This is a genomic window from Marinobacter sp. MIT930201, assembly GCF_047122665.1.
GTDB classification, from domain to species: domain Bacteria; phylum Pseudomonadota; class Gammaproteobacteria; order Pseudomonadales; family Oleiphilaceae; genus Marinobacter; species Marinobacter salarius.
The window spans coordinates 3,032,899-3,051,861 of record NZ_CP138916.1 but is presented as its reverse complement, the minus strand read 5'-3'; the positions used below and the strand labels follow the sequence as shown (position 1 = coordinate 3,051,861).

Sequence of the window (18,963 nt, the reverse complement as noted above, 5' to 3'; positions counted from 1 at the left end):
TGCCTATTTTGGCTGATCACTAACGTATTGTCATACACTCAGGCTTTTATTTTGTTACCCCTGGGTTATCCTTGGGCTAATCACAAGCCCAGTTACCGGACACGAATTATCGGAAGGACGCCAAAATCATGAAAGCTGTTCGCTATGTGGCTCTTGCCATCGTTGGCCTGCTCATTCTTGCCGTTGCCGCCGTCGCTATCGCGGTCGCCGTTATTGACCCAAACACCTACAAGCCACAGATTGAGAAAGTGGTCGAAAGTAAGACCAATCTGGACCTGATACTGGCCGGGGATATTGGCTGGTCTTTCATCCCACTGGGCCTGGAACTGAACGACGTTGAGGCCACCCTGGAAGACGAACGCCTGGTCAAGCTTGACCAACTGGTGGCCCAGGTCAGCTTCTGGTCCCTGGTAACCATGTCGCCCCGGGTGGATACGTTCCTGTTGAGCGGGCTGGACGCCAACCTGTCCGTTGATGCCAACGGTACCGGTAACTGGACCCGCATCATGCCGGAAGGTGAAGAACAGCCGCAGCAGGAAGAACCCGCCACGCCAGCCGAAACCGCTGAAGAACAGCCAGAGAGCAGCGGCGCCAGCGAGCCCTTGAACTTCAACGTAGAGAGCGTGGAAATCAGCAACGCCCGCGTTCATTACGAAGACAAGGGCACGGGCCAGGCATTTACCCTGGAAGATTTCACCGTAAACGCCAGCGAGATCACCCTGGGTTCAAGCTTCCCACTGGACGTCTCGTTCCGCTTCGCCACCAACCAGCCGCAGTTTGAAGTTCAGGGCGACATCAGTGCCCGCCTGGCCGCCAATGAAGCGTTAAACGAATTTGGCGTGTCTGACCTGGAAGCCATCTTCGACATGAACGGCGAGCCTTTTGGCGGCGAATCCGTTCGCGCCGAAATAGCTGGCTCCGTGGAAGCTAATCTGGAAAACGAAACCGCCACGCTTAATGGCTTTACCGCCAGCCTGGCCGACCTGACGCTCAACACAGACCTGACGGTGAACGGCTTTGGCGACAAACCGAAACTCGAAGGCAGCCTCAGCATTGACGAATTTTCCCTCAAAGCGCTTCTGGCGGCCCTTGGCCAACCCGCCATCGAAACAGAAGACCCTGACGTCATGAAGGCCGTCGCTTTCTCCACCAACATCGGTGGCCCCGCCGGCACCGTGGAACTCAGCGATCTGACCATCAGCCTGGACGACACCACCTTCCAGGGCAGTGCCAGTTACGCCCTGGCCAACAGCGGTATTGGCCTGGACTTGCAGGGCGACGCGATCAATGCCGACCGCTATCTGCCGCCTGCCAGTGAGGAACAGACCGAAGCGGCTGCCGAGGAAGCACCGCAAGGTGGTGGCGCCCCGGCGGAAGAGGGCGATTTGCTGCCCCTGGAAACCCTCCGGTCACTGGCTCTGGACATCAAACTCGGGCTGGGCGAACTGATTGTCAGCAATCTCACCATCAAGGAAATCAAATCGGTCATCACCGCACGCAATGGTGTGCTGCAAGTGCAGGACTTCAGCGGCAAACTGTACGAAGGCTCCTTCGGCGCCAAAGTGACCCTGGATGCCCGCACCGACAATCCGAAGTGGACCATCGGTTCCAAGGTCAACAACGTACAGACTTTGCCACTGCTGACCGACCTTGCCGAAGTGGACATGCTTGCCGGTGGCGCCAACCTGTCCGTGGATGTGAATACCACAGGCAATCGCATTTCCGCCCTGCGTAGCAATGCCAAAGGCAACATCAACTTTGATCTGGCCGAGGGTGAGTTCACCCGCATGAACCTCACACGCATAGCGTGCCAGGGCATTGCACTGGCCAATCAGGAAAGCCTCTCTACATCAGACTGGGGCACCAGCACGCCGTTCAACGACATGAAGGGCACCCTCAAGATTGACGGCAACACCCTGAACAACACGGACCTTGTGGCTGCCCTCGCCGGCATGAGACTGGAAGGCGACGGCACGGTGGACCTGGCTGCTTCCGATCTGGATTACGAAGTTGGCCTGCGGATCGTGGGCGAGATCCACCGGGACGAAGCTTGCCGAGTGACCGAATACGTGGAAAACGTGGTGATCCCGGTTGAGTGCCGCGGCGACTTCGCGGAAGACCCGGCCGGCCTCTGCTCCTTTGACGGGTCGCGCTTCCGCGACACCCTGAAAACCATTGCCGCCAACGCTGCAAAAGCCAAGGCCCGCGAAAAAGTGGACGAGGCCAAATCCAAAGCGGAAGACAAAGTCTCCGAAAAACTGCAAGAAAAGCTGGGTGAAGAGAGTGGCGAAAAGGTGAAAGACGCCCTCAAGGGCCTGTTCGGTCAATGAACGACGGTTTTGCCCAAAAGCTTCTCGCCTGGTACGACGAAAACGGCAGGCACGACCTGCCCTGGCATCATGACCGGAACCCATACCGCGTGTGGGTTTCGGAAATCATGCTTCAGCAAACCCAGGTGACCACTGTTATTCCCTACTTCGAAGCCTTTATGCAGCGCTTTCCAGATGTGAAGGCGCTCGCTTCTGCACCGGTGGATGACGTTCTCAGCCATTGGTCCGGCCTTGGGTACTACGCCCGCGCCCGCAATCTCCAGAAAGCGGCGCAACAGGTGGCCAACGAGCACGGAGGCGAGTTTCCCGGCAACCTGGAACAACTCCAGGCCCTGCCCGGCATTGGCCGCTCCACTGCCGCGGCCATCCTTGCCCAGGCCTTCCAGCAACGGGCGGCCATACTGGATGGCAATGTAAAACGGGTGCTGGCCCGCTACCACGCCATCCCCGGCTGGCCAGGAAAGACCGACGTGCTCAACCAGCTTTGGGAGCGCGCTGAAGAACACACGCCCGATGCACGCATCCGCGACTACACCCAGGCCATCATGGACCTGGGCGCCATGGTCTGCACCCGCAGCCGTCCAGCGTGCGACAGCTGCCCGCTACAAGACGGATGCGACGCCTATGCCAACAACGAAACCAGCCTCTACCCTGGCTCAAAACCAAAGAAAACCAAGCCCAAAAAAACCACCTGGATGGTGATACTGGAAGATCACCAAGGGCGCATCCTGCTGGAACGCCGGCCTCCCAGCGGCATCTGGGGCGGCCTCTGGAGCCTTCCGGAACTGGACCCGGCCTACGGCCCGGAAGAACTGCCAGACGCCTGCGAACAGGCCTTCGGCTTCCACTGTGGCGAACCGGAACTCACCAGCGGCTTTCGGCACACCTTCAGCCATTACCACCTTCATATCCAGCCGGCACGGCTCACCGTACAAAGCCCCGCTCACATCAATGATCGGGACAGCTACAAATGGGTCCACCGGGGCCAGGCCCTTACCCTCGGCCTGCCGGCCCCCATTCGCACACTGCTGACCGCGCCGGAACAAACCCTCTTGCTTTGATCTGTTATCATCCCAGCAGATTCAGCAACACCACCTCCAAACAGGAGCAGACATGAGCCGCACCGTATTCTGTCGCAAATACCAGGAAGAACTCGAAGGGCTGGACTTCCCCCCCATGCCCGGCAAGAAAGGCGAAGACATCTACGAGAACGTCAGCAAGAAAGCCTGGGAAGAGTGGCAGGCCCAGCAAACTATGCTCATCAACGAAAAACACCTGAGCCTGATGGACCCCAACGCCCGCAAGTACCTGCAGGCGCAGATGGAACGCTTCTTCAACAACGAGCCGTTCGATAAGGCTGAGGGCTATGTGCCGCCAGAGAAGTAGGCGCACCCAACTTGTGGAAGCGCCTATCAAAATTTTCCCGGAACGGCCTTGACTCAGGCAACCTAAACCGGTTTAATAGCGCCCCGTTGCAGCAGCACCGCAACACGCCCGGATAGCTCAGTCGGTAGAGCAGGGGATTGAAAATCCCCGTGTCGGTGGTTCGATTCCGCCTCCGGGCACCATTAAGATTTCTGACGAAGCCCGCCATTGTGCGGGCTTTGTTATTTCTGTCGCCCTACTTTTGCTCCACCGGCTTAAACGAGACCGGTGCCTTTTTCTCGCCGAACCCGAATGCGTGTTGCCACACACGGGAAAATACCTGCTTTTATCCTCTACCGCTCCATCCGCATAACTGCTGAGATAACAACGCTCATATTTGCATCTAACATTCTCTGGAACCAGAATAACTTACATCATTAACACCACTGCCAACAGCGCGATTTTTCAGGGAACCATCCATGCTTCTTTCGTTTCTGGCTATCGCCATCGGCCTCACCGTTCTGGTGTGGAGCGCCGGCAAGTTTGTTGAGGGTTCCGCGGCCATGGCCGGATACTTTGGTATGCCACCGCTGTTGATCGGCATGGTGGTGGTTGGTTTTGGCACATCGGCGCCGGAGATGGTGGTGTCTGCCCTTTCCGCCACTCAGGGTAATCCGGGACTGGCTCTGGGTAACGCCTATGGCTCGAATATCACCAACATCGCCCTGATTCTGGGTATTACGGCGTTGATCAGCCCGATTGCGGTTCACTCGCAGGTAATGCGCAAGGAGCTGCCTATACTCACCGCTGTGACGGCACTGGCAGCCTGGCAGGTGTGGGACGGTGAGCTGACGTTTGTGGATGCGCTGGTACTACTGGGCGTGTTTTTCCTGTTGCTGGCCTGGTCCATCCGCCAGGGTATGACGCAGAAAAACGATTCCCTGGGCACGGAGGTTGCGGAAGAAATGAGCCACCGCTCCATGCCGCTTCGCAACGCGGTGCTGTGGCTGATTGCGGGCCTGTTGCTGCTGATCGTGAGCTCGCGGATTCTGGTCTGGGGCGCGGTTGAGTTGGCGCTTGGCTTTGGCGTGAGCGACCTGATCATCGGGCTGACCATTGTGGCGGTGGGAACTTCCCTGCCTGAACTGGCGTCGTCGGTTATCGCGGCGCGCAAGGGTGAGCATGACATTGCCCTTGGCAACATTCTCGGCTCAAACCTGTTCAACACCCTGGCGGTTGTGGGCATTGCCGGCACCATCAGCCCGATGGCGGTGGCACCAGAGGTGTTCTACCGGGATATCGCGGTGATGTCAGCGCTGACTCTGTCGCTGTTTATACTGGGCTATGGCTTTCGCGGGCCGGGACGGATTAACCGGTTGGAGGGCGGGCTTTTACTCGCCTGTTTCGTAGGCTACACCGTCTACCTGATCTCAACCACGTTCACGTCCTGACCGGGCCTAGCCAAGCAGGCACTCCCGCGAGAGCTTCTGGCTGACTTCCCGGCGCTGTCGCCGCAGGCGGTTGCCCTGGTCGTTGGAGTACCCGGCCCGCAGTTGCTTCTGGATGCGGTCCAGCTTTTCCCGATACTCCTTACAGCGGGCGTTCTTACGCTCACGCTCGCGGGCTTCCTGTTTGTCGGATAACGTTCGCCCGCCACCGCTGCCCGCTTCCAGGCTACGATTCACCTGCTGGTTGATGGTGCTCACCCGCTTGCCCCGGGTGATGTTCTCCCGCATGGGAATCAGCGAGGGCGTCCTCAGCTCAACGCGTTTGTGTTCGCGTATACCGGGCTTTATGTCGGTAAAGTGAGCAACCCCCTGGTCATCAACCCAGGTGTACATTTTTTGGGCTGATGAGATGGCGGGGATAACGAGCAATACAAAGACTGCGGCCTGCCTCCATGGCATTGGTTTCCACTCCCTGTGGTTCGTGTGTCGGCGCGGGCATTATAAACAAAACCGCGTGCGAGTGAGAGGGCCAGTATGACGGCTGGCCCACAGATCACGCATCCAGTAGCTCGATCCAGTGCTGGACCGGCACCTGGGCCTTGGTTTCCAGATGCATCTGACAACCAATGTTGGCGGTGACGATGCGGTCAGGATTGTCTACAGTCAGCGCCTTGAGCTTGTTGTTCAGCAAGCGCTGGCTGAGCTTGGGCTGGAGAATGGAGTAGGTGCCGGCGGAGCCGCAGCACAGATGTTTCTCCTTGGTTTCAGCCAGATCAATGCCGGCCCTGCGCAATACCTGGTCCACCACGCCGTTCTGCTGCATGGCGTGTTGCAGGGTGCAGGGGCAATGGAAAGCGACCTTGCCTGCGCCCTGGGGCACCTTCAGTTTTTCCAGATCCTGTTTGAGCAGGAAAGCGCCCAGGTCGACGGTCATGTCGCTGACTTTCTGCGCCTTGGCGGCGTACGTCGGGTCATCCTTTAACAGGTGGCCATACTCCTGAACCATCGCCCCGCAACCGGAAGCGGTCATGATGATGGCCTCGGCTCCGGCTTCGATGGCGGGCCACCAGGCGTCGATGTTGCGGCGCATGGCGTTGAGGGCCTGATCATGTTCCGAGAGGTGATGGTTCACTGCACCACAGCATCCGGCTTCCGGTGCTTCCACCATGGTGACACCCAGTTTGTAGAGCACCCGGGCGGCAGCGGCGTTGGTATTCGGCGTGGCGGAGGGCTGAACACAACCGGCAAGGGTCAGCACGATGCGGTCGTGGCTGGCAGCCGGCCAGGGGCTGGCCTTTTTCCTGGGCGGCACTTTGGTGCGCAATACGGATGGCAGTACCGGGCGGAACAGTTGGCCCATGCGCAGCAGGAAGCCGAACAGTCGACGGTTGGGAAGTACCCGAGCCAGCGACCAGCGTATCCAGCGCTCTTTGGGTGGCCGCGGCATTTCCTGTTCCATCAGGCCTCGGCTGATATCGACCAGGCGGCCGTATTTCACACCGGAAGGACAGGTGGTTTCACAGCTGCGGCAGGTGAGGCAGCGGTCGAGGTGTTCACGGGATTTTTCGGTGACCTCTTCGCCTTCCAGGAACATTTTCATCAGGTAGATGCGGCCGCGGGGGCCGTCGCGTTCGTCGTTCAGTTCCTGGTACGTTGGGCAGGTGGCGGTGCAGAAGCCGCAATGTACGCAGGCACGCAGGATGGATTCGGCTTCCTGGCCTTCTGGGGTGTTGGCGAATTGTTGGACTAAATTGGTTTGCATTGTTTACCTGCTTTTTTGATTTGGAGCACAAGTGAGCGGTAACCCCTTTTCTGAAACACGCTCCTTCGGCACATCCATGTGACGCTTGGACTCCGCCATCCATGGCTCCGTACAGTTTCAGAAAAGGGGCCACCACTCACTTCCCCGGCATCTCAGAAGGCCCGCTCAGTTTCCTGTGAGATACCGGAGCTGATTGTTACAACCAGCTATAAAGTCGGCCCGGGTTAAAAATACCGTCGGGATCGAACGACTTTTTCAGCCGTTGCTGGATTTCTTTTAGCGCCCTCGGCTGGTGGTGCATCACTTCATCCGTGCGGTCACCACCCCGGAACAGGCTCACCTGGCCGCCGGCGCGCTGGGCCATGGTTTCCAGTTGGGCTATGTCCGCTTCACCACGGTACCAGCGTTGGGAGCCGGCCCAGTCGATCAGCCAGGGGCCATCAAGGTCCGGGTTTTTGGCGGTGGAGCCGACGGAGAAGCGCCAAAGCGGTTCATCACCGGCAAAGAATTCGTGCTGCATGTGTTGTAGCTGTTGCCAGAACTGGTCACCCTGCTCCATGACTTCACCGGACCACTTTTCGGCGGTGGCCTCCACGGCGGATTTGGCGCCAGCGAGGCGCAGATAGACTTTGCCGTCCACCCAGGCAGCACCGGTGATGGGCTTGGGCTCTTTGGCGCGGCTGTTCATGTAGTGGATGACTTCGTCCATCGCCACGTCCTGCACCAGGGTGAGAGACATCGCCGGTTTGGGCATGACTTTGAGGCTGATCTCGGTGATCGCACCCAATGTGCCCATGGCACCGGCCTGTAGCCGGGAGGTGTCGTAGCCGGCCACGTTTTTCATTACCTGGCCGCCAAAGCGCAGGTGTTCACCTTTGCCGTTGAGCAGGCGGATGCCCAGCACCTGGTCCCGTACCGAGCCGGACCAGGGCCGTGCGGGGCCGGAGAGGTTGCACGCGAGCGTGCCACCGAGCGTGGAACCATCACCAAACCTGGGCGGTTCGAAGTGCAAGCACTGGCCTTCTTCGGCCAGGGTGGCTTCGATTTCCGCAAGGGTGGTGCCGGCACGTGCGGTCAATATCAGTTCCACAGGATGGTATTCAACGATGCCTGTGTGCTCGCCCATGTTCAGAGAGCCGGCATCGGCGTCGGCGGCCCGCCCCATGAAGGCCTTGGTGCCACCGCCTTCGATATTCAGTTTCTGGCCCGTCTTGCGGGCCTGGAGAACCTGCTCCTGCAGCTTTTGAGACAGATCAGCCATGCGCCGCGTCCACCGTGTCGTGCTTGTGTTGTTTGTGCTCGAGCGAGCGGTATTCCTGACAGAAACGCAGGGCGGGAACGCCCTTGCCAGGGTTGAGAATACCAGCCGGGTCGAACGCCGCTTTGACGTCGTGGAACTGCTGCAGTTCCTCGTCGTTGAACTGCACGGCCATCTGGCGGATTTTTTCCACACCCACGCCGTGTTCACCGGTGATGCAGCCCCCCACTTCCACGCAAAGGTTGAGAATGCTGCTGCCAAAGGCCTCAGTGCGCTCAAATTCGCCGGGCACGTTGGCATCAAACAGGATCAGCGGGTGCAGGTTGCCGTCGCCGGCGTGGAATACGTTGGCTACCCGCAGGCCGAATTCTTCGGACATTCTCTCCATTTCCAGCAACACGTGCGCCAGATGCCGACGCGGAATGGTGCCGTCCATGCAGTAGTAATCCGGCGAGATACGACCCACTGCCGGGAAGGCCGATTTACGGCCTTTCCAGAGCAGCGCCCTCTCCTCTTCGCTCTGGGAGGTTTTGACCGAGGTAGCGCCCAGTTTTCGGAACACATTCTCCGCCTGTTCGATGTGTTCATGGACTTCTTCCTCGGTGCCGTCCACCTCGCACAGAAGCAATGCTTTCGCCTCGCGCGGGTAACCTGCCTGGGCAAAATCGTCAGCCGCGATAATCGCATGACCATCCATCATTTCCAGGCCGCCGGGGATGATGCCATGGGAGATAATTCCGCCGACGGCATCGCCGGCTTTCTGCACACTGTCGAAGCCGGCCATCACCACCTGGGCTATCTCCGGTTTCGGCAGCAGTTTTACTTTCACTTTGGTGACGATGCCCAGCAACCCTTCAGAGCCGGTCATCAACGCCAGCAGATCCATTCCACAGGCGTCCAGAGCGTCGTTGCCGACGGTCACCCGGTCTCCCTCGGCGGTGATCATTTCCACGCTGAGAATGTTGTGAACGGTCAAACCGTATTTCAGGCAATGCACGCCGCCGGAGTTTTCCGCCACGTTGCCGCCAATGGTACAGGCAATCTGGGAGGAAGGATCCGGCCCGTAATAGAGACCGTACTGGGCAACCTCCTCGCTGATCGCCAGGTTACGCACACCCGGTTGCAGTAAGGCCGTTCGCGCCAACGGATCGATGTCCAGGATGCGGTTGAACTTGGCCAGCGACAACACCACGCCTTCCTTGTGCGGCATGGCACCGGCACTCAGGCCGGTTCCGGCACCACGGGCCACAACGGGCACTTCGTGCTCGTTGCAGATGCGCATCACCCGTTGCACCTGTTCGGCGGTCTCCGGTAGCACCACGAGCATCGGCATCTCGCAGTACATCGACATACCGTCGCATTCATAGGGCTTCATGGTTTCGTCATCGGTAATGACGAAGTCCGGGTCTATGAACGCACGGAACTGTTCTGCCAGCTCCGCTGCGCTGATTTTCGGTTTGCTGTTCATATCATTCTCTGGGAGTCATGGCTTTCAGTGAGACAGCCATCAACCGCGTTTGGTTTCAAAGTGATCAATCCCTGCCTGGGCACAGTCCATATCCTGTTGGGGGGTGCCAGAGCTGATACCGATACCGCCAACAACCTCGCCATCGACCATCACCGGCAGGCCACCACCGACAGAACTGATACGCCCACCCACTTCGGTATGAATGCCGAAAGCCAGCTTGCAGGGTACGTTCACGGCGTTGTAATCGTGTGTCGCCTTTTTCGCCGCTGATGCGGTGAAGGACTTGTCCTGGGCAATGGTCACGCTGGTGATCTTGCCGCCGTCCATGCGTTCGAACGCGATCAAATTGCCGGACTCGTCGGTGATGGCGATGCACATAGGTACGCCAATCTCGCGCGCCTTCTCCGCCGCGCCTTCGATGAGTATTCTGGCATCCGCCAGATCAAGTCGTTTAACCGTCAACATGAGCAATTACTCCTCTTTATTAGCCATAAACCAGATTGGGCAGCCAGGTAACGACGCCCGGAATGAGCACACAGATAAACAAACCGAATGCCTGAATAGCAAGAAATACCAGTGACGACTTGAAGATTGTGCCCATGGTGATGTCCGGCGGACACACGCCCCGAATGTAGAAGAGTGCGTAGCCGAACGGCGGGCTCAGGAACGACATCTGCATGTTCACCAGATAGAGCACACCAAACCACAGCACCACGTCTTCACCGGGCACGGCCGGGAAACCCAGCAGGCCAGGGAATTCCAGCGCCTCGACAATCGGAATGAAAATGGGCACAGCCAGCAGCAGAATACCCACCCAGTCGAGGAACATGCCCAGCACCACCAGCAACACCATCAACAACAGCAGAACGGCGTAGGGCGACAGACCAATACCGAGGATGGTTTCGGTAATGAAGTCCTGACCACCCTGCAGGATGTAGAACCCGACAAACACCGATGCACCAAACATGATCCACAGCACCATCGCCGAAGCCTTGGCGGTGGTGACCGACGCATCACGCAGTGTGGCGACAGAGAATACCTTGTGTTTCATGGCCACCAGGATCGCCCCGAAAGAACCGATACCGGCCGCCTCAACGGGAGTCGCAACACCGCCAAACAGCAAGCCCAGCACCAGGAATACCAGTACCAGTGGGGCGATCAGGTCTTTCAGCAGCAGGAGTTTTTCCTTGAGGCCAATCCGCTCTTCCTCCGGCACTGGCGGCCCGAGTTCCGGATTGAGCCACGCGCGGGTACCCACATAAATCACGTACAGGCCAGCCAGAATCAGCCCCGGAATCACTGAGCCCAGGTACAACTCACCTACTGACTGCTGCGCCACAACCGCATAAAGGATCGCCAGGATGGAAGGCGGGATCAGGATGCCCAGTGTGCCCCCGGCCATGATCGAGCCCAACGCGATCTTCTGGTCGTACCCGCGTTTGAGCATCGCCGGTAGCGCAATAATGCCCATGGTCACCACGGCCGCACCAATAACCCCGACCATGGCGGCCAGAATCGTGGAGGCCAGTATGGTGGCAATGGCCAGGCCGCCACCCAGGCCGCCCATCCACTTGTAGACCACGTTGAACATCTCTTCGATCAGGCCGGCCCGTTCCAGCATGGAGGCCATGAAGATGAACAGGGGGATCGCTGCAAGGTCCGAGTTGGTCATCATCGGGAAGATTCGACTGGGGATGATGTTCAGCATCATCGAGTCGCCCACCAGATAGATAAACGCCACGCCCAGGCCACCGGTCACAAAGGCCAGCGGCAGCCCCATCATCAACAGCACCGCCAGGGAGCCAAACATGATGTAGGTCAGCGGACCAATCTTCACATCCGACAGCAGGCCGGAGAGCTTGAACAGGAATTTTTCGTCGCTCCAGGGGTCATAAAACAGGATATTGATGACTTCCACCAACACGACAAAAGCAAGGGCAATCGTGGCGATGATCATCAGCCAGGTGCCGAGCTTGCCGATCAGCGAACCCGTGCCCTGGTTGGTCATGGTTTCTGTGCTCATGCGTGTTGCTCCCGGCCGAGTTTAATGAAGATAGTGATGTCCTTGAGCAGTTTGGACAGGCCCGCCAGGAACAGCAGCGTCGACCCGAGGAGCATAACGCCCTTCACCGGCCAGTACTGAATGCCCCATGTCTCAACGGTTCGTTCGTCCATGGAATAAGAGTTCTCAAGGAAGGTCCAGGAGGTAATCATCAACGCAATCGCGAACATGAAGAAGAACATGGACGTGAAAATATCCATGCCCACGCGGCCCCGAAGTGGCAGGAAGTTGTAAACCACGTCAACCCGCACATGGGCACCGTGAAGCAATGCAAACGCACCCGCCATCAGATACTGCATGCCGAACAGTAGAAAACTGGCCTCGTGTACCCAGATGGTGGGCTGGTTGAACAGATAGCGCATCACCACTTCGAAGAAATAGAACACCACCGCGTTCACGGTCCAGAAGGAAATAAAGACACCGGATTTCTCGCTGATCCAGTCCACCGCCTTGGTGAACCAGTTACTCGCATCACTGTAATCAACGCTTTTTTTCAGTTCCGCTTCAATCTGTTGAAGCTTCTGGTTGGCCTCGGCATTTTTGTCGATGGCTTTCACACCCCGTTGGGACAACCAACGGTCCAGCGCCATCATGATCAGCGGCATGACCGCCAGCCAGCCCCAGTAGAACCAGTGAGGCAATACAAAGCCGAACGCACTCAGGTCAGACATGTTTTATCACCTTTAATCACAGAGCGGGGAAGGCAGCGAGCGTGCCATCGGCGCACTCCCTGCCTTCCCCGTGATCGGTTTATTATGGTTATGCCGGCTTACATGCCTTTGATGTCTTCCTCGTTGAGGTAGCCAACGGTCTCGTTCATCATGTACTCAAGCTGGATATCCAGAATCGCCCTGGCATCCTCGTTCTTTCCGGCCCAGTTGAACCAGATCGGGATCGCAGCCTTCCGGAACTTTTCCAGGTCTTCCTGGCTCAGACGTGTCACCTTCGAGCCATCCTCTTTGAACTTCTCCATCGCTTCAATGTTGCGCTTCTGAATGGTCAGGTAGTGCTTCTGTGAGTAGATACGAACCTCGTCCTCAACCAATTGCTGAAGCTCTGGGTCCAGCGCATTCCACGCACGCAGGTTGACGGTCAGGTCCATCAGGTCCACCGGCTGGTAGATGGACATAACACCAGGAGGCCCGAACATGATGTAGTCGGTCACCTGGGAGAAACCCAGCTCGTAGTTCACGGCAGGGCCGACGTAGTCAGCTGCGTCGATGGTGCCTTTCTCCAAAGCCGGGAAGATATCCGACCCCGGGAGGCTCACCGTGGACACACCAAACTGCTGGAAAACCTCAGCGACCATGCCACCGGGCACACGCATCTTCAGGCCTTCCATATCCGCCAGGCTGTTCACCGGCTTCTTGGAGTGAATGATGTTGGCGTCGTGTTGAATCGGGCCCACGTAAAACAGACCGAATTTCTTGTAGATCTCACGGGTCTTTTCCAGCATGCCCATGGAATAGAACATGATGTCCCACTGGTGCGGCTGATCGGGACCGGCCGGGTAGGACGACAGGAAAACGGAGGCCGGAATCTTTCCGGACCAGTACAGGGTAAAGGGATTCATACCCTGCAGAACGCCGTTGCGCACCGCCTCGAAAAGGGCGTTGTTATCCGCGGCAACCGATTTGGCCGGGTACGGCTTGATGATCAGCTCGCCACCGGATTTCTCCTCCATGCTGTTGGCCCATTCCTCGAACAGGTCATAGCCTACGGTGCCAGCGTCCCATACTGATTGAATCTTCCAGGTGGTTGCAGCCTGGGCCTGGCCAGCGCCTGCAATGGCCACACCGCAGAAGGCAGCGGCAAGTGCGAATGACTTCAGGAAACCTCGCCGCGGGGCAACGTTTCCAGACTGCGTATCCGGAGCGCTTAATTGCTCGCTGTTCTTGTTGGTATTCATCGCCACATCTCCGTTGACATTGTTTTTATCGGGGTCACGTCAACACCAGCAACAGCTGGCATTAGATCGATATTCGTAGTCCTGCCGGGTTTAGTCCAGAAAATTGCCAACTGGTCAGACCAGTTTTGTAAATGCCCGATAGACGAAAACGCTGTAATGAGCCATATTTACTGGTCCCGAAAGGGTTTCTTTAATTCAAGGCACGATAAAAACAACTGGTCCGACCAGTGACTCCTGGCAGGAAACATCATGGCAATCGCACAGGAAATTTCCTATCGACTCGAACGGCTCATTCTCGACGGCGGGCTGGCGCCGGAACAGAAAATGCCGTCGGAACGACAACTGGCTACCCGGCTTGGCGTGTCCCGCGCCATCATCCGCGAAGCCCTGCACGAGTTACAGGGGCGGGGCGTGATTGAGACCCGGCATGGCAAGGGCTCTTTCGTAGCCCGAATTGTGCCCGGCGGTGAAGAGGACGGCGAGGACAGCCCGCTGCTGCAGATGTTTACCGGCCACCCGCGAACCCTGTATGACCTGCTGGAAGTAAGAGAACAGCTGGAGGGCCAGGCCGCCTATCTGGCGGCACAACGTGCCACTGCATTGGACCTTCATCGCATCACCAAGGCCTACTCCGCACTCGAACAGACCGACCCACTCACCAACGCCCGGCCGGATCACAGTTTCCATCAGGCCATCGTGGAAGCGTCCCACAATCCGGTCCTGGTGCATGTTCTGAATGGCTTGAAGAACCTCATGCTGTTGACGGTGGAAGCCTCCGTGGCCAACCTGAATCCGCGTGAGGAAATGCGCAACAAGATCTCCCGGCAACACAAGCGAATCTACCAGGCGGTGATGGCAGGAAAGCCTGAGGCGGCAAAACGCATCGCCATGGCCCATGTGCGTTTTGTCAGTGACGCCATGCGTACGATCGAGCAACAGGGAACGGCCATTATCCGGGTCTCCCTGCACGCATCGGCAACATCGGAAAAGCCACCACAACGGGCATAAACTGCAAAAAGCTTGCATCAAACGTTCAATAATCCACAATTAACACGCGGTATATGTAATGAAAAACAGAAAAACCCCGCTTTAGGGGGATTGATTTCCGCATCCACAGCCCGTAAAACTTGCGCCTTTGTTATATAGCCTCGGGAGCCACCTATGGCGGATTCAGCGCCTCTGATCTGCAAGGACATCCACAAGACCTTTGATCAACTGGAAGTCCTCAAGGGCATTTCACTGGAAACAAAGAAGGGGGATGTCGTTTCCCTGATCGGCAGCTCCGGCTCCGGTAAGAGTACGTTTCTGCGCTGTATCAACATGCTCGAGACACCCACCTCCGGCGACATTATCGTGCACGGCGACCCGATTCGGTTCACCACCAACCGCAAGGGCGAGCGGATTCCGGCGGACAACAGGCAAGTTGAACTGATTCGCGCCCGGCTTTCCATGGTCTTCCAGAGCTTCAACCTCTGGTCTCACATGACCGTGCTGGAAAACATCATTGAAGCCCCTATTCACGTGCTCAAAGTGCCCAGAAAAGAAGCCATCGAAAGGGCCGAAGCCTATCTTGAAAAGGTCGGCATCTACGAGCGCAAGGACTACTACCCGGCCCAGATGTCAGGCGGGCAGCAACAGCGGGCCGCCATTGCCCGTGCCCTGGCCATGGAGCCGGAAGTGATGCTGTTTGACGAACCCACGTCCGCGCTCGACCCAGAGCTCGTTGGTGAGGTTTTGAAAGTCATGCAGAACCTCGCGGAAGAAGGCAGAACCATGATCGTGGTAACCCACGAAATGTCGTTTGCGCGGGATGTGTCATCCCAGGTCCTGTTTTTGCATCAGGGCGTGATCGAGGAGCAAGGTACACCGGACAAAGTCTTCGACAATCCGGATTCAGAAAGAATGAAGCAGTTTCTGGCTCCAAAGTTCTGACGTGCAGTGCTATCTTGAAACCATGTTTCCTTGTCGGGGCAGATCCGCCCCGGAAGTAAATGCCAAAACCAGCAAAATAAGGCAGACCACTGCCGATAATAAAGCCCACAAGGCTGACTACTGGAGAAGTGACTCATGAGAAAACTGATTGTTGCAGCAAGCGTCGCCCTGGCCATGATGGCCGGTGTCGCCCACGCCCAGGAACGTAACCTTCGCATCGCCTTCGACGTGCCCTACGAGCCGTTCGAATACAAGGATGAAAACGGCGAACTGACCGGTTTCGAAGTGGAACTGGCCGAAGCCATGTGTGAAGAGATGAACGCCAACTGCGAATTCGTTATCCAGGCATGGGACGGTATGATTCCGGGCCTGCTGGCGCGCAAGTTCGACCTGATCATGTCCTCCATGTCCATTACGCCCGAACGTGCTGAGCGTGTGCTGTTCTCCGAGCCGTACTACAACACTCCGGGTGGCTGGTTCGGCCCCGAAAGCTTCAACACCGACGTCACCGACATGGCCGCCATGGAAGGGATGACCGTTGGCGTACAGCGCGGCACCACCATGGACACCTTTGTGACCGAAAAAATGGGTGGCGTTGTGACCATCAAGCGCTACACCACCGCTGACGACATGGTCCTTGACCTGGAAGGCCAGCGCCTGGACGTGGTCTTTGTGGACTACCCGGTTGGTGAGCAGACCGTCCTGAGCAAGGATGGCTTCAAGGAAGTTGGCGAGCCGGTCAAACTCGGCCAGGGCGTGGGCGTCGCCATGCGCAAGCGTGACGAGGATCTGGCGCAGGAAGTCAACGAGGCGCTTGCCACCCTGAAGGAAGATGGTACCTACGACACCATCATGGAAAAGTACTTCGCTTACGACATCAAGATGTAAAACTGGCCCGGGGGCAGCGTTTTTTGCTGCCCCCGCTTACCGGATGTACCCATGATTGACTTGAAAGGCTACGGCCCGGCCCTGCTGGAAGGGGCTGTGGTCACCATTGAACTGGCCTTCTTTTCCCTTGCTCTCGCGCTGGTTCTGGGGCTGATTGGCGCTTCCGCCAAGCTGTCCAAAAGCCGGGTAGCCATTGGGATTGCGACCACGTATACCACCCTGATCCGTGGCGTACCGGATCTGGTCATGATGTTGCTGTTTTACTATGGCGGCCAGGTCGCGGTTAATAACCTGTCGGATTACCTCTACGACGCCTACGACATAGACTTCTTCTTCCAGTTTGACCCTTTTATCTCCGGTGTCATCACCATTGGCCTGATCTTCGGTGCCTACATGGCGGAGACGTTCCGTGGTGCCTTTCTCGCCGTGGAGAGCGGTCAGATTGAAGCGGCCCGTGCCTACGGTTTCAGCCGCTGGCGCACGTTTCACCGAATCATATTACCGCAGATGCTACGCCATGCCCTTCCTGGCATCGGCAATAACTGGCAGGTACTGCTCAAAACCACCGCACTGGTCTCCATCATCGGCCTGACCGATATGGTGCGGGTCGCCGAAGAAGCCGCCAAGGCCGAGCGCATGCCATTCCATTTCTTTATTCCGGTGGCGTTTGTTTACCTCAGCCTGACAGCCGGTTCCGAGCTGTTTATCAAGTGGCTCAACAAGCGCGCCAATATTGGCGTGGTACAGGGGAGCTGAACCATGCCTGAATTTCTTGCTGAACTGCTGAACCAGAACGATATCTTCACGGCCCCCACCATCATGGAATACTGGGGCGGGCTGGTCACTACCGTTCAACTGGTATTTCTGTCACTGATCCTGGGCCTGCTGGTTGCCGTTCCCCTGGCGATCATGCGCACCTCGAAGAACCCACTGATCAACGGCCCGGTCTGGTTCTATACCTATATTTTCCGGGGCACACCGTTGTTGATCCAGCTGTACATCATTTACTACGGCCTGGCCCAGATAGAGGGTATCCAGCAAACCTTCTGGTGGGACATCTTCCGTGAAGCTTTCTACCCGGCCCTGCTGGCGTTCACACTGAATACCGCCGCCTACACCACGGAGATTATCCGGGGTGCCATTGTAGCCACACCCAGTGGGGAGATTGAGGCGGCAAAGGCCTATGGCATGAGCTGGGCACTGCGGATGCGCCGGATTATCCTGCCGAGCGCGGCGAGGCGGGGTGTGCAGGCATACTCCAACGAAGTCATTTTCATGCTTCACGCCAGTGCCATTGCCAGCGTGGTGACCCTGGTGGACCTGACCGGGGCGGCGCGGAACATTTATTCCCGATTCTACGCCCCCTTTGATGCGTTTATCTTTGTGGCGCTGCTCTACATGGTTTTGACGTTTATGTTGGTGTTTGCTTTCCGCAAGCTGGAAAACTATCTGTTGCAACATCAACGGCCGGTGAGTGGCTGACAAATCCACAGTGCAGGGACGTCCGGAGCGCAGCTGAAATGATTTTTGGTCCTGGCCTTGATTGGCTTTCTCACACGCTCACACGAACAGAGCACGCAACATCGGAAAAGATTGTTGTTCTGGACGACGGCACGGGGTTGCAGTTGCAGGACTCCGGGCTCCTCTATCTGGAACCCCCTACTGGGCGCCCCAACCCCAACAATGAGTCGCTGATTGTTTCCGCTGGCATCCATGGGAATGAAACCGCGCCCATTGAGGTTCTGAACCATCTGTTGAATGAGCTGATCGACGGTCAATGGCAACTGGCCTGCCCGGCGCTGTTGATACTTGGCAACCCAATGGCGATGGATGCTGGCCAGCGCTTTATTGACGTGAACCTCAACCGCCTGTTCGGTGGCGCCCACCGTAAACCGGAATACCGGAACTTTCCCGAGGCGGAACGAGCCCGGTTGCTGGAGGACGCCTGCAGGGCCTTCGCCACCAAACACTCTGCCAATGTGTGCCACTACGACCTGCACACCGCCATTCGCCCGTCACTGCGGGAGAAGTTCGCCCTCTATCCGTTTGTGGAGGGACGGGACATTCCGGATGGGCAGATTGATTTCCTGCTGGAGGCGGAGGTGGAAACCCTGCTATTGCAGCACCGTGAAGGCACCACCTTTGCCTCGTTTTCCTCGTCCGAACTGGGAGCAGAAAGCTTCACTGTGGAACTTGGCAAGGTACGGCCTTTCGGGCAGAACGATCTCGGCCGCTTCACGGGCATTGCCAATGCCTTGCGACGACGACTGAAAGGCGAGGAGCCGCCGAAAAGGGACAAGGGGGCAGCACCGATAACAGTGTTTGAAGTGGTGCATGAAATTCTGAACACCGGCGACAGCTTCCAATTCCACGTGCCAGACGACGTCGCCAACTTCACCATGTACGACCCGGGCACGGTCATCTGGGAAGACAGTAACACCCGCTACACGGTAGGCGACACACCCGAAGGCATTGTGTTCCCGAACCGCGACGTACCCGTTGGCCAGCGGGTAGGCCTGATGATCAGACCCACCCGCTAGC

Annotated in this window: 18 protein-coding genes and 1 tRNA gene; 11 read left to right on the top strand and 8 right to left on the bottom strand. The window is 57.7% G+C overall.

Going from position 1 to position 18,963, the window contains the following annotated elements:
* Positions 1 to 128: 128 nt before the first annotated feature.
* From SIC19_RS13885 to SIC19_RS13865, 5 genes are all read left to right on the top strand, one after another.
* On the top strand, positions 129 to 2,330 hold the full coding sequence (locus SIC19_RS13885; protein ID WP_127401860.1) for an AsmA family protein: 2,202 nt from the start codon (positions 129 to 131) through the stop codon (positions 2,328 to 2,330).
* Positions 2,327 to 3,391, top strand: coding sequence for an A/G-specific adenine glycosylase (gene mutY / locus SIC19_RS13880; RefSeq protein WP_127401861.1), 1,065 nt, complete (start codon positions 2,327 to 2,329; stop codon positions 3,389 to 3,391). The genes SIC19_RS13885 and mutY overlap by 4 nt, the downstream gene beginning before the upstream one ends.
* Before the next feature lie 52 nt (positions 3,392 to 3,443).
* A complete protein-coding gene (locus SIC19_RS13875) occupies positions 3,444 to 3,716 on the top strand; it encodes an oxidative damage protection protein (RefSeq protein WP_127401862.1) in 273 nt (90 codons plus the stop codon).
* 106 nt (positions 3,717 to 3,822) lie between these two features.
* Positions 3,823 to 3,898 (top strand) — tRNA-Phe (locus SIC19_RS13870).
* Between the two features lie 276 nt (positions 3,899 to 4,174).
* Complete coding sequence (locus tag SIC19_RS13865; RefSeq protein ID WP_127401863.1) at positions 4,175 to 5,146, top strand: calcium/sodium antiporter; 972 nt, start codon at positions 4,175 to 4,177, stop codon at positions 5,144 to 5,146.
* A gap of 6 nt (positions 5,147 to 5,152) precedes the next feature.
* Here the strand turns inward: SIC19_RS13865 and SIC19_RS13860 are convergent, their stop codons facing one another.
* The 8 genes from SIC19_RS13860 to dctP all read right to left on the bottom strand — a co-directional run bounded on the left by SIC19_RS13860 (position 5,153) and on the right by dctP (position 13,602).
* A complete protein-coding gene (locus tag SIC19_RS13860) occupies positions 5,153 to 5,602 on the bottom strand; it encodes a DUF4124 domain-containing protein (RefSeq protein WP_127401864.1) in 450 nt (149 codons plus the stop codon).
* A 94-nt stretch (positions 5,603 to 5,696) separates the two neighbouring features.
* A complete protein-coding gene (gene glcF, locus SIC19_RS13855; protein WP_127401865.1) occupies positions 5,697 to 6,905 on the bottom strand; it encodes a glycolate oxidase subunit GlcF in 1,209 nt (402 codons plus the stop codon).
* Between the two features lie 196 nt (positions 6,906 to 7,101).
* A complete protein-coding gene (gene glcE, locus SIC19_RS13850; protein ID WP_127401866.1) occupies positions 7,102 to 8,166 on the bottom strand; it encodes a glycolate oxidase subunit GlcE in 1,065 nt (354 codons plus the stop codon).
* The gene (locus SIC19_RS13845) at positions 8,159 to 9,631 is read right to left on the bottom strand and encodes an FAD-linked oxidase C-terminal domain-containing protein (RefSeq protein WP_075194364.1); all 1,473 of its coding nucleotides are present in this window, start codon (positions 9,629 to 9,631) and stop codon (positions 8,159 to 8,161) included. Before SIC19_RS13845 ends, glcE begins: the two co-directional genes overlap by 8 nt.
* Before the next feature lie 39 nt (positions 9,632 to 9,670).
* Positions 9,671 to 10,096: a GlcG/HbpS family heme-binding protein gene (locus SIC19_RS13840; RefSeq protein WP_412535523.1), complete on the bottom strand. Its 426-nt coding sequence runs from the start codon at positions 10,094 to 10,096 to the stop codon at positions 9,671 to 9,673.
* Between the two features lie 19 nt (positions 10,097 to 10,115).
* On the bottom strand, positions 10,116 to 11,654 hold the full coding sequence (locus SIC19_RS13835) for a TRAP transporter large permease (protein WP_075194363.1): 1,539 nt from the start codon (positions 11,652 to 11,654) through the stop codon (positions 10,116 to 10,118).
* Positions 11,651 to 12,364, bottom strand: coding sequence for a TRAP transporter small permease subunit (locus SIC19_RS13830; protein ID WP_036208727.1), 714 nt, complete (start codon positions 12,362 to 12,364; stop codon positions 11,651 to 11,653). Before SIC19_RS13830 ends, SIC19_RS13835 begins: the two co-directional genes overlap by 4 nt.
* Positions 12,365 to 12,462: 98 nt before the next feature.
* A complete protein-coding gene (gene dctP, locus SIC19_RS13825; protein WP_127401867.1) occupies positions 12,463 to 13,602 on the bottom strand; it encodes a TRAP transporter substrate-binding protein DctP in 1,140 nt (379 codons plus the stop codon).
* Positions 13,603 to 13,851: 249 nt separating this feature from the next.
* Here dctP and SIC19_RS13820 point away from each other — a divergent pair, with 249 nt between their 5' ends.
* The 6 genes from SIC19_RS13820 to astE all read left to right on the top strand — a co-directional run bounded on the left by SIC19_RS13820 (position 13,852) and on the right by astE (position 18,962).
* The gene (locus tag SIC19_RS13820) at positions 13,852 to 14,610 is read left to right on the top strand and encodes an FCD domain-containing protein (protein WP_091644238.1); all 759 of its coding nucleotides are present in this window, start codon (positions 13,852 to 13,854) and stop codon (positions 14,608 to 14,610) included.
* A 153-nt stretch (positions 14,611 to 14,763) separates the two neighbouring features.
* A complete protein-coding gene (locus SIC19_RS13815; protein ID WP_091644241.1) occupies positions 14,764 to 15,534 on the top strand; it encodes an ABC transporter ATP-binding protein in 771 nt (256 codons plus the stop codon).
* 135 nt (positions 15,535 to 15,669) lie between these two features.
* Positions 15,670 to 16,422, top strand: a complete 753-nt coding sequence (locus SIC19_RS13810) for a transporter substrate-binding domain-containing protein (RefSeq protein WP_091644244.1) — start codon at positions 15,670 to 15,672, stop codon at positions 16,420 to 16,422.
* A gap of 51 nt (positions 16,423 to 16,473) precedes the next feature.
* Complete coding sequence (locus SIC19_RS13805; protein ID WP_036208713.1) at positions 16,474 to 17,178, top strand: ABC transporter permease; 705 nt, start codon at positions 16,474 to 16,476, stop codon at positions 17,176 to 17,178.
* A 3-nt stretch (positions 17,179 to 17,181) separates the two neighbouring features.
* Positions 17,182 to 17,904: an ABC transporter permease gene (locus SIC19_RS13800; protein WP_075194359.1), complete on the top strand. Its 723-nt coding sequence runs from the start codon at positions 17,182 to 17,184 to the stop codon at positions 17,902 to 17,904.
* Between the two features lie 38 nt (positions 17,905 to 17,942).
* Positions 17,943 to 18,962 (top strand): succinylglutamate desuccinylase, encoded by a 1,020-nt coding sequence (gene astE / locus SIC19_RS13795; protein WP_075194358.1) that lies wholly within the window; start codon positions 17,943 to 17,945, stop codon positions 18,960 to 18,962.
* Position 18,963 lies beyond the last annotated feature (1 nt).

Excerpts from the sequence above, each read along its gene's own strand:
- SIC19_RS13885 (WP_127401860.1), top strand. The coding sequence starts at position 129 with ATGAAAGCTGTTCGCTATGTGGCTCTTGCCATCGTTGGCCTGCTCATT.
- mutY (WP_127401861.1), top strand. The coding sequence starts at position 2,327 with ATGAACGACGGTTTTGCCCAAAAGCTTCTCGCCTGGTACGACGAAAAC.
- SIC19_RS13875 (WP_127401862.1), top strand. The coding sequence starts at position 3,444 with ATGAGCCGCACCGTATTCTGTCGCAAATACCAGGAAGAACTCGAAGGG.
- SIC19_RS13865 (WP_127401863.1), top strand. The coding sequence starts at position 4,175 with ATGCTTCTTTCGTTTCTGGCTATCGCCATCGGCCTCACCGTTCTGGTG.
- SIC19_RS13860 (WP_127401864.1), bottom strand. The coding sequence starts at position 5,602 with ATGCCATGGAGGCAGGCCGCAGTCTTTGTATTGCTCGTTATCCCCGCC.
- glcF (WP_127401865.1), bottom strand. The coding sequence starts at position 6,905 with ATGCAAACCAATTTAGTCCAACAATTCGCCAACACCCCAGAAGGCCAG.
- glcE (WP_127401866.1), bottom strand. The coding sequence starts at position 8,166 with ATGGCTGATCTGTCTCAAAAGCTGCAGGAGCAGGTTCTCCAGGCCCGC.
- SIC19_RS13845 (WP_075194364.1), bottom strand. The coding sequence starts at position 9,631 with ATGAACAGCAAACCGAAAATCAGCGCAGCGGAGCTGGCAGAACAGTTC.
- SIC19_RS13840 (WP_412535523.1), bottom strand. The coding sequence starts at position 10,096 with ATGTTGACGGTTAAACGACTTGATCTGGCGGATGCCAGAATACTCATC.
- SIC19_RS13835 (WP_075194363.1), bottom strand. The coding sequence starts at position 11,654 with ATGAGCACAGAAACCATGACCAACCAGGGCACGGGTTCGCTGATCGGC.
- SIC19_RS13830 (WP_036208727.1), bottom strand. The coding sequence starts at position 12,364 with ATGTCTGACCTGAGTGCGTTCGGCTTTGTATTGCCTCACTGGTTCTAC.
- dctP (WP_127401867.1), bottom strand. The coding sequence starts at position 13,602 with ATGAATACCAACAAGAACAGCGAGCAATTAAGCGCTCCGGATACGCAG.
- SIC19_RS13820 (WP_091644238.1), top strand. The coding sequence starts at position 13,852 with ATGGCAATCGCACAGGAAATTTCCTATCGACTCGAACGGCTCATTCTC.
- SIC19_RS13815 (WP_091644241.1), top strand. The coding sequence starts at position 14,764 with ATGGCGGATTCAGCGCCTCTGATCTGCAAGGACATCCACAAGACCTTT.
- SIC19_RS13810 (WP_091644244.1), top strand. The coding sequence starts at position 15,670 with ATGAGAAAACTGATTGTTGCAGCAAGCGTCGCCCTGGCCATGATGGCC.
- SIC19_RS13805 (WP_036208713.1), top strand. The coding sequence starts at position 16,474 with ATGATTGACTTGAAAGGCTACGGCCCGGCCCTGCTGGAAGGGGCTGTG.
- SIC19_RS13800 (WP_075194359.1), top strand. The coding sequence starts at position 17,182 with ATGCCTGAATTTCTTGCTGAACTGCTGAACCAGAACGATATCTTCACG.
- astE (WP_075194358.1), top strand. The coding sequence starts at position 17,943 with ATGATTTTTGGTCCTGGCCTTGATTGGCTTTCTCACACGCTCACACGA.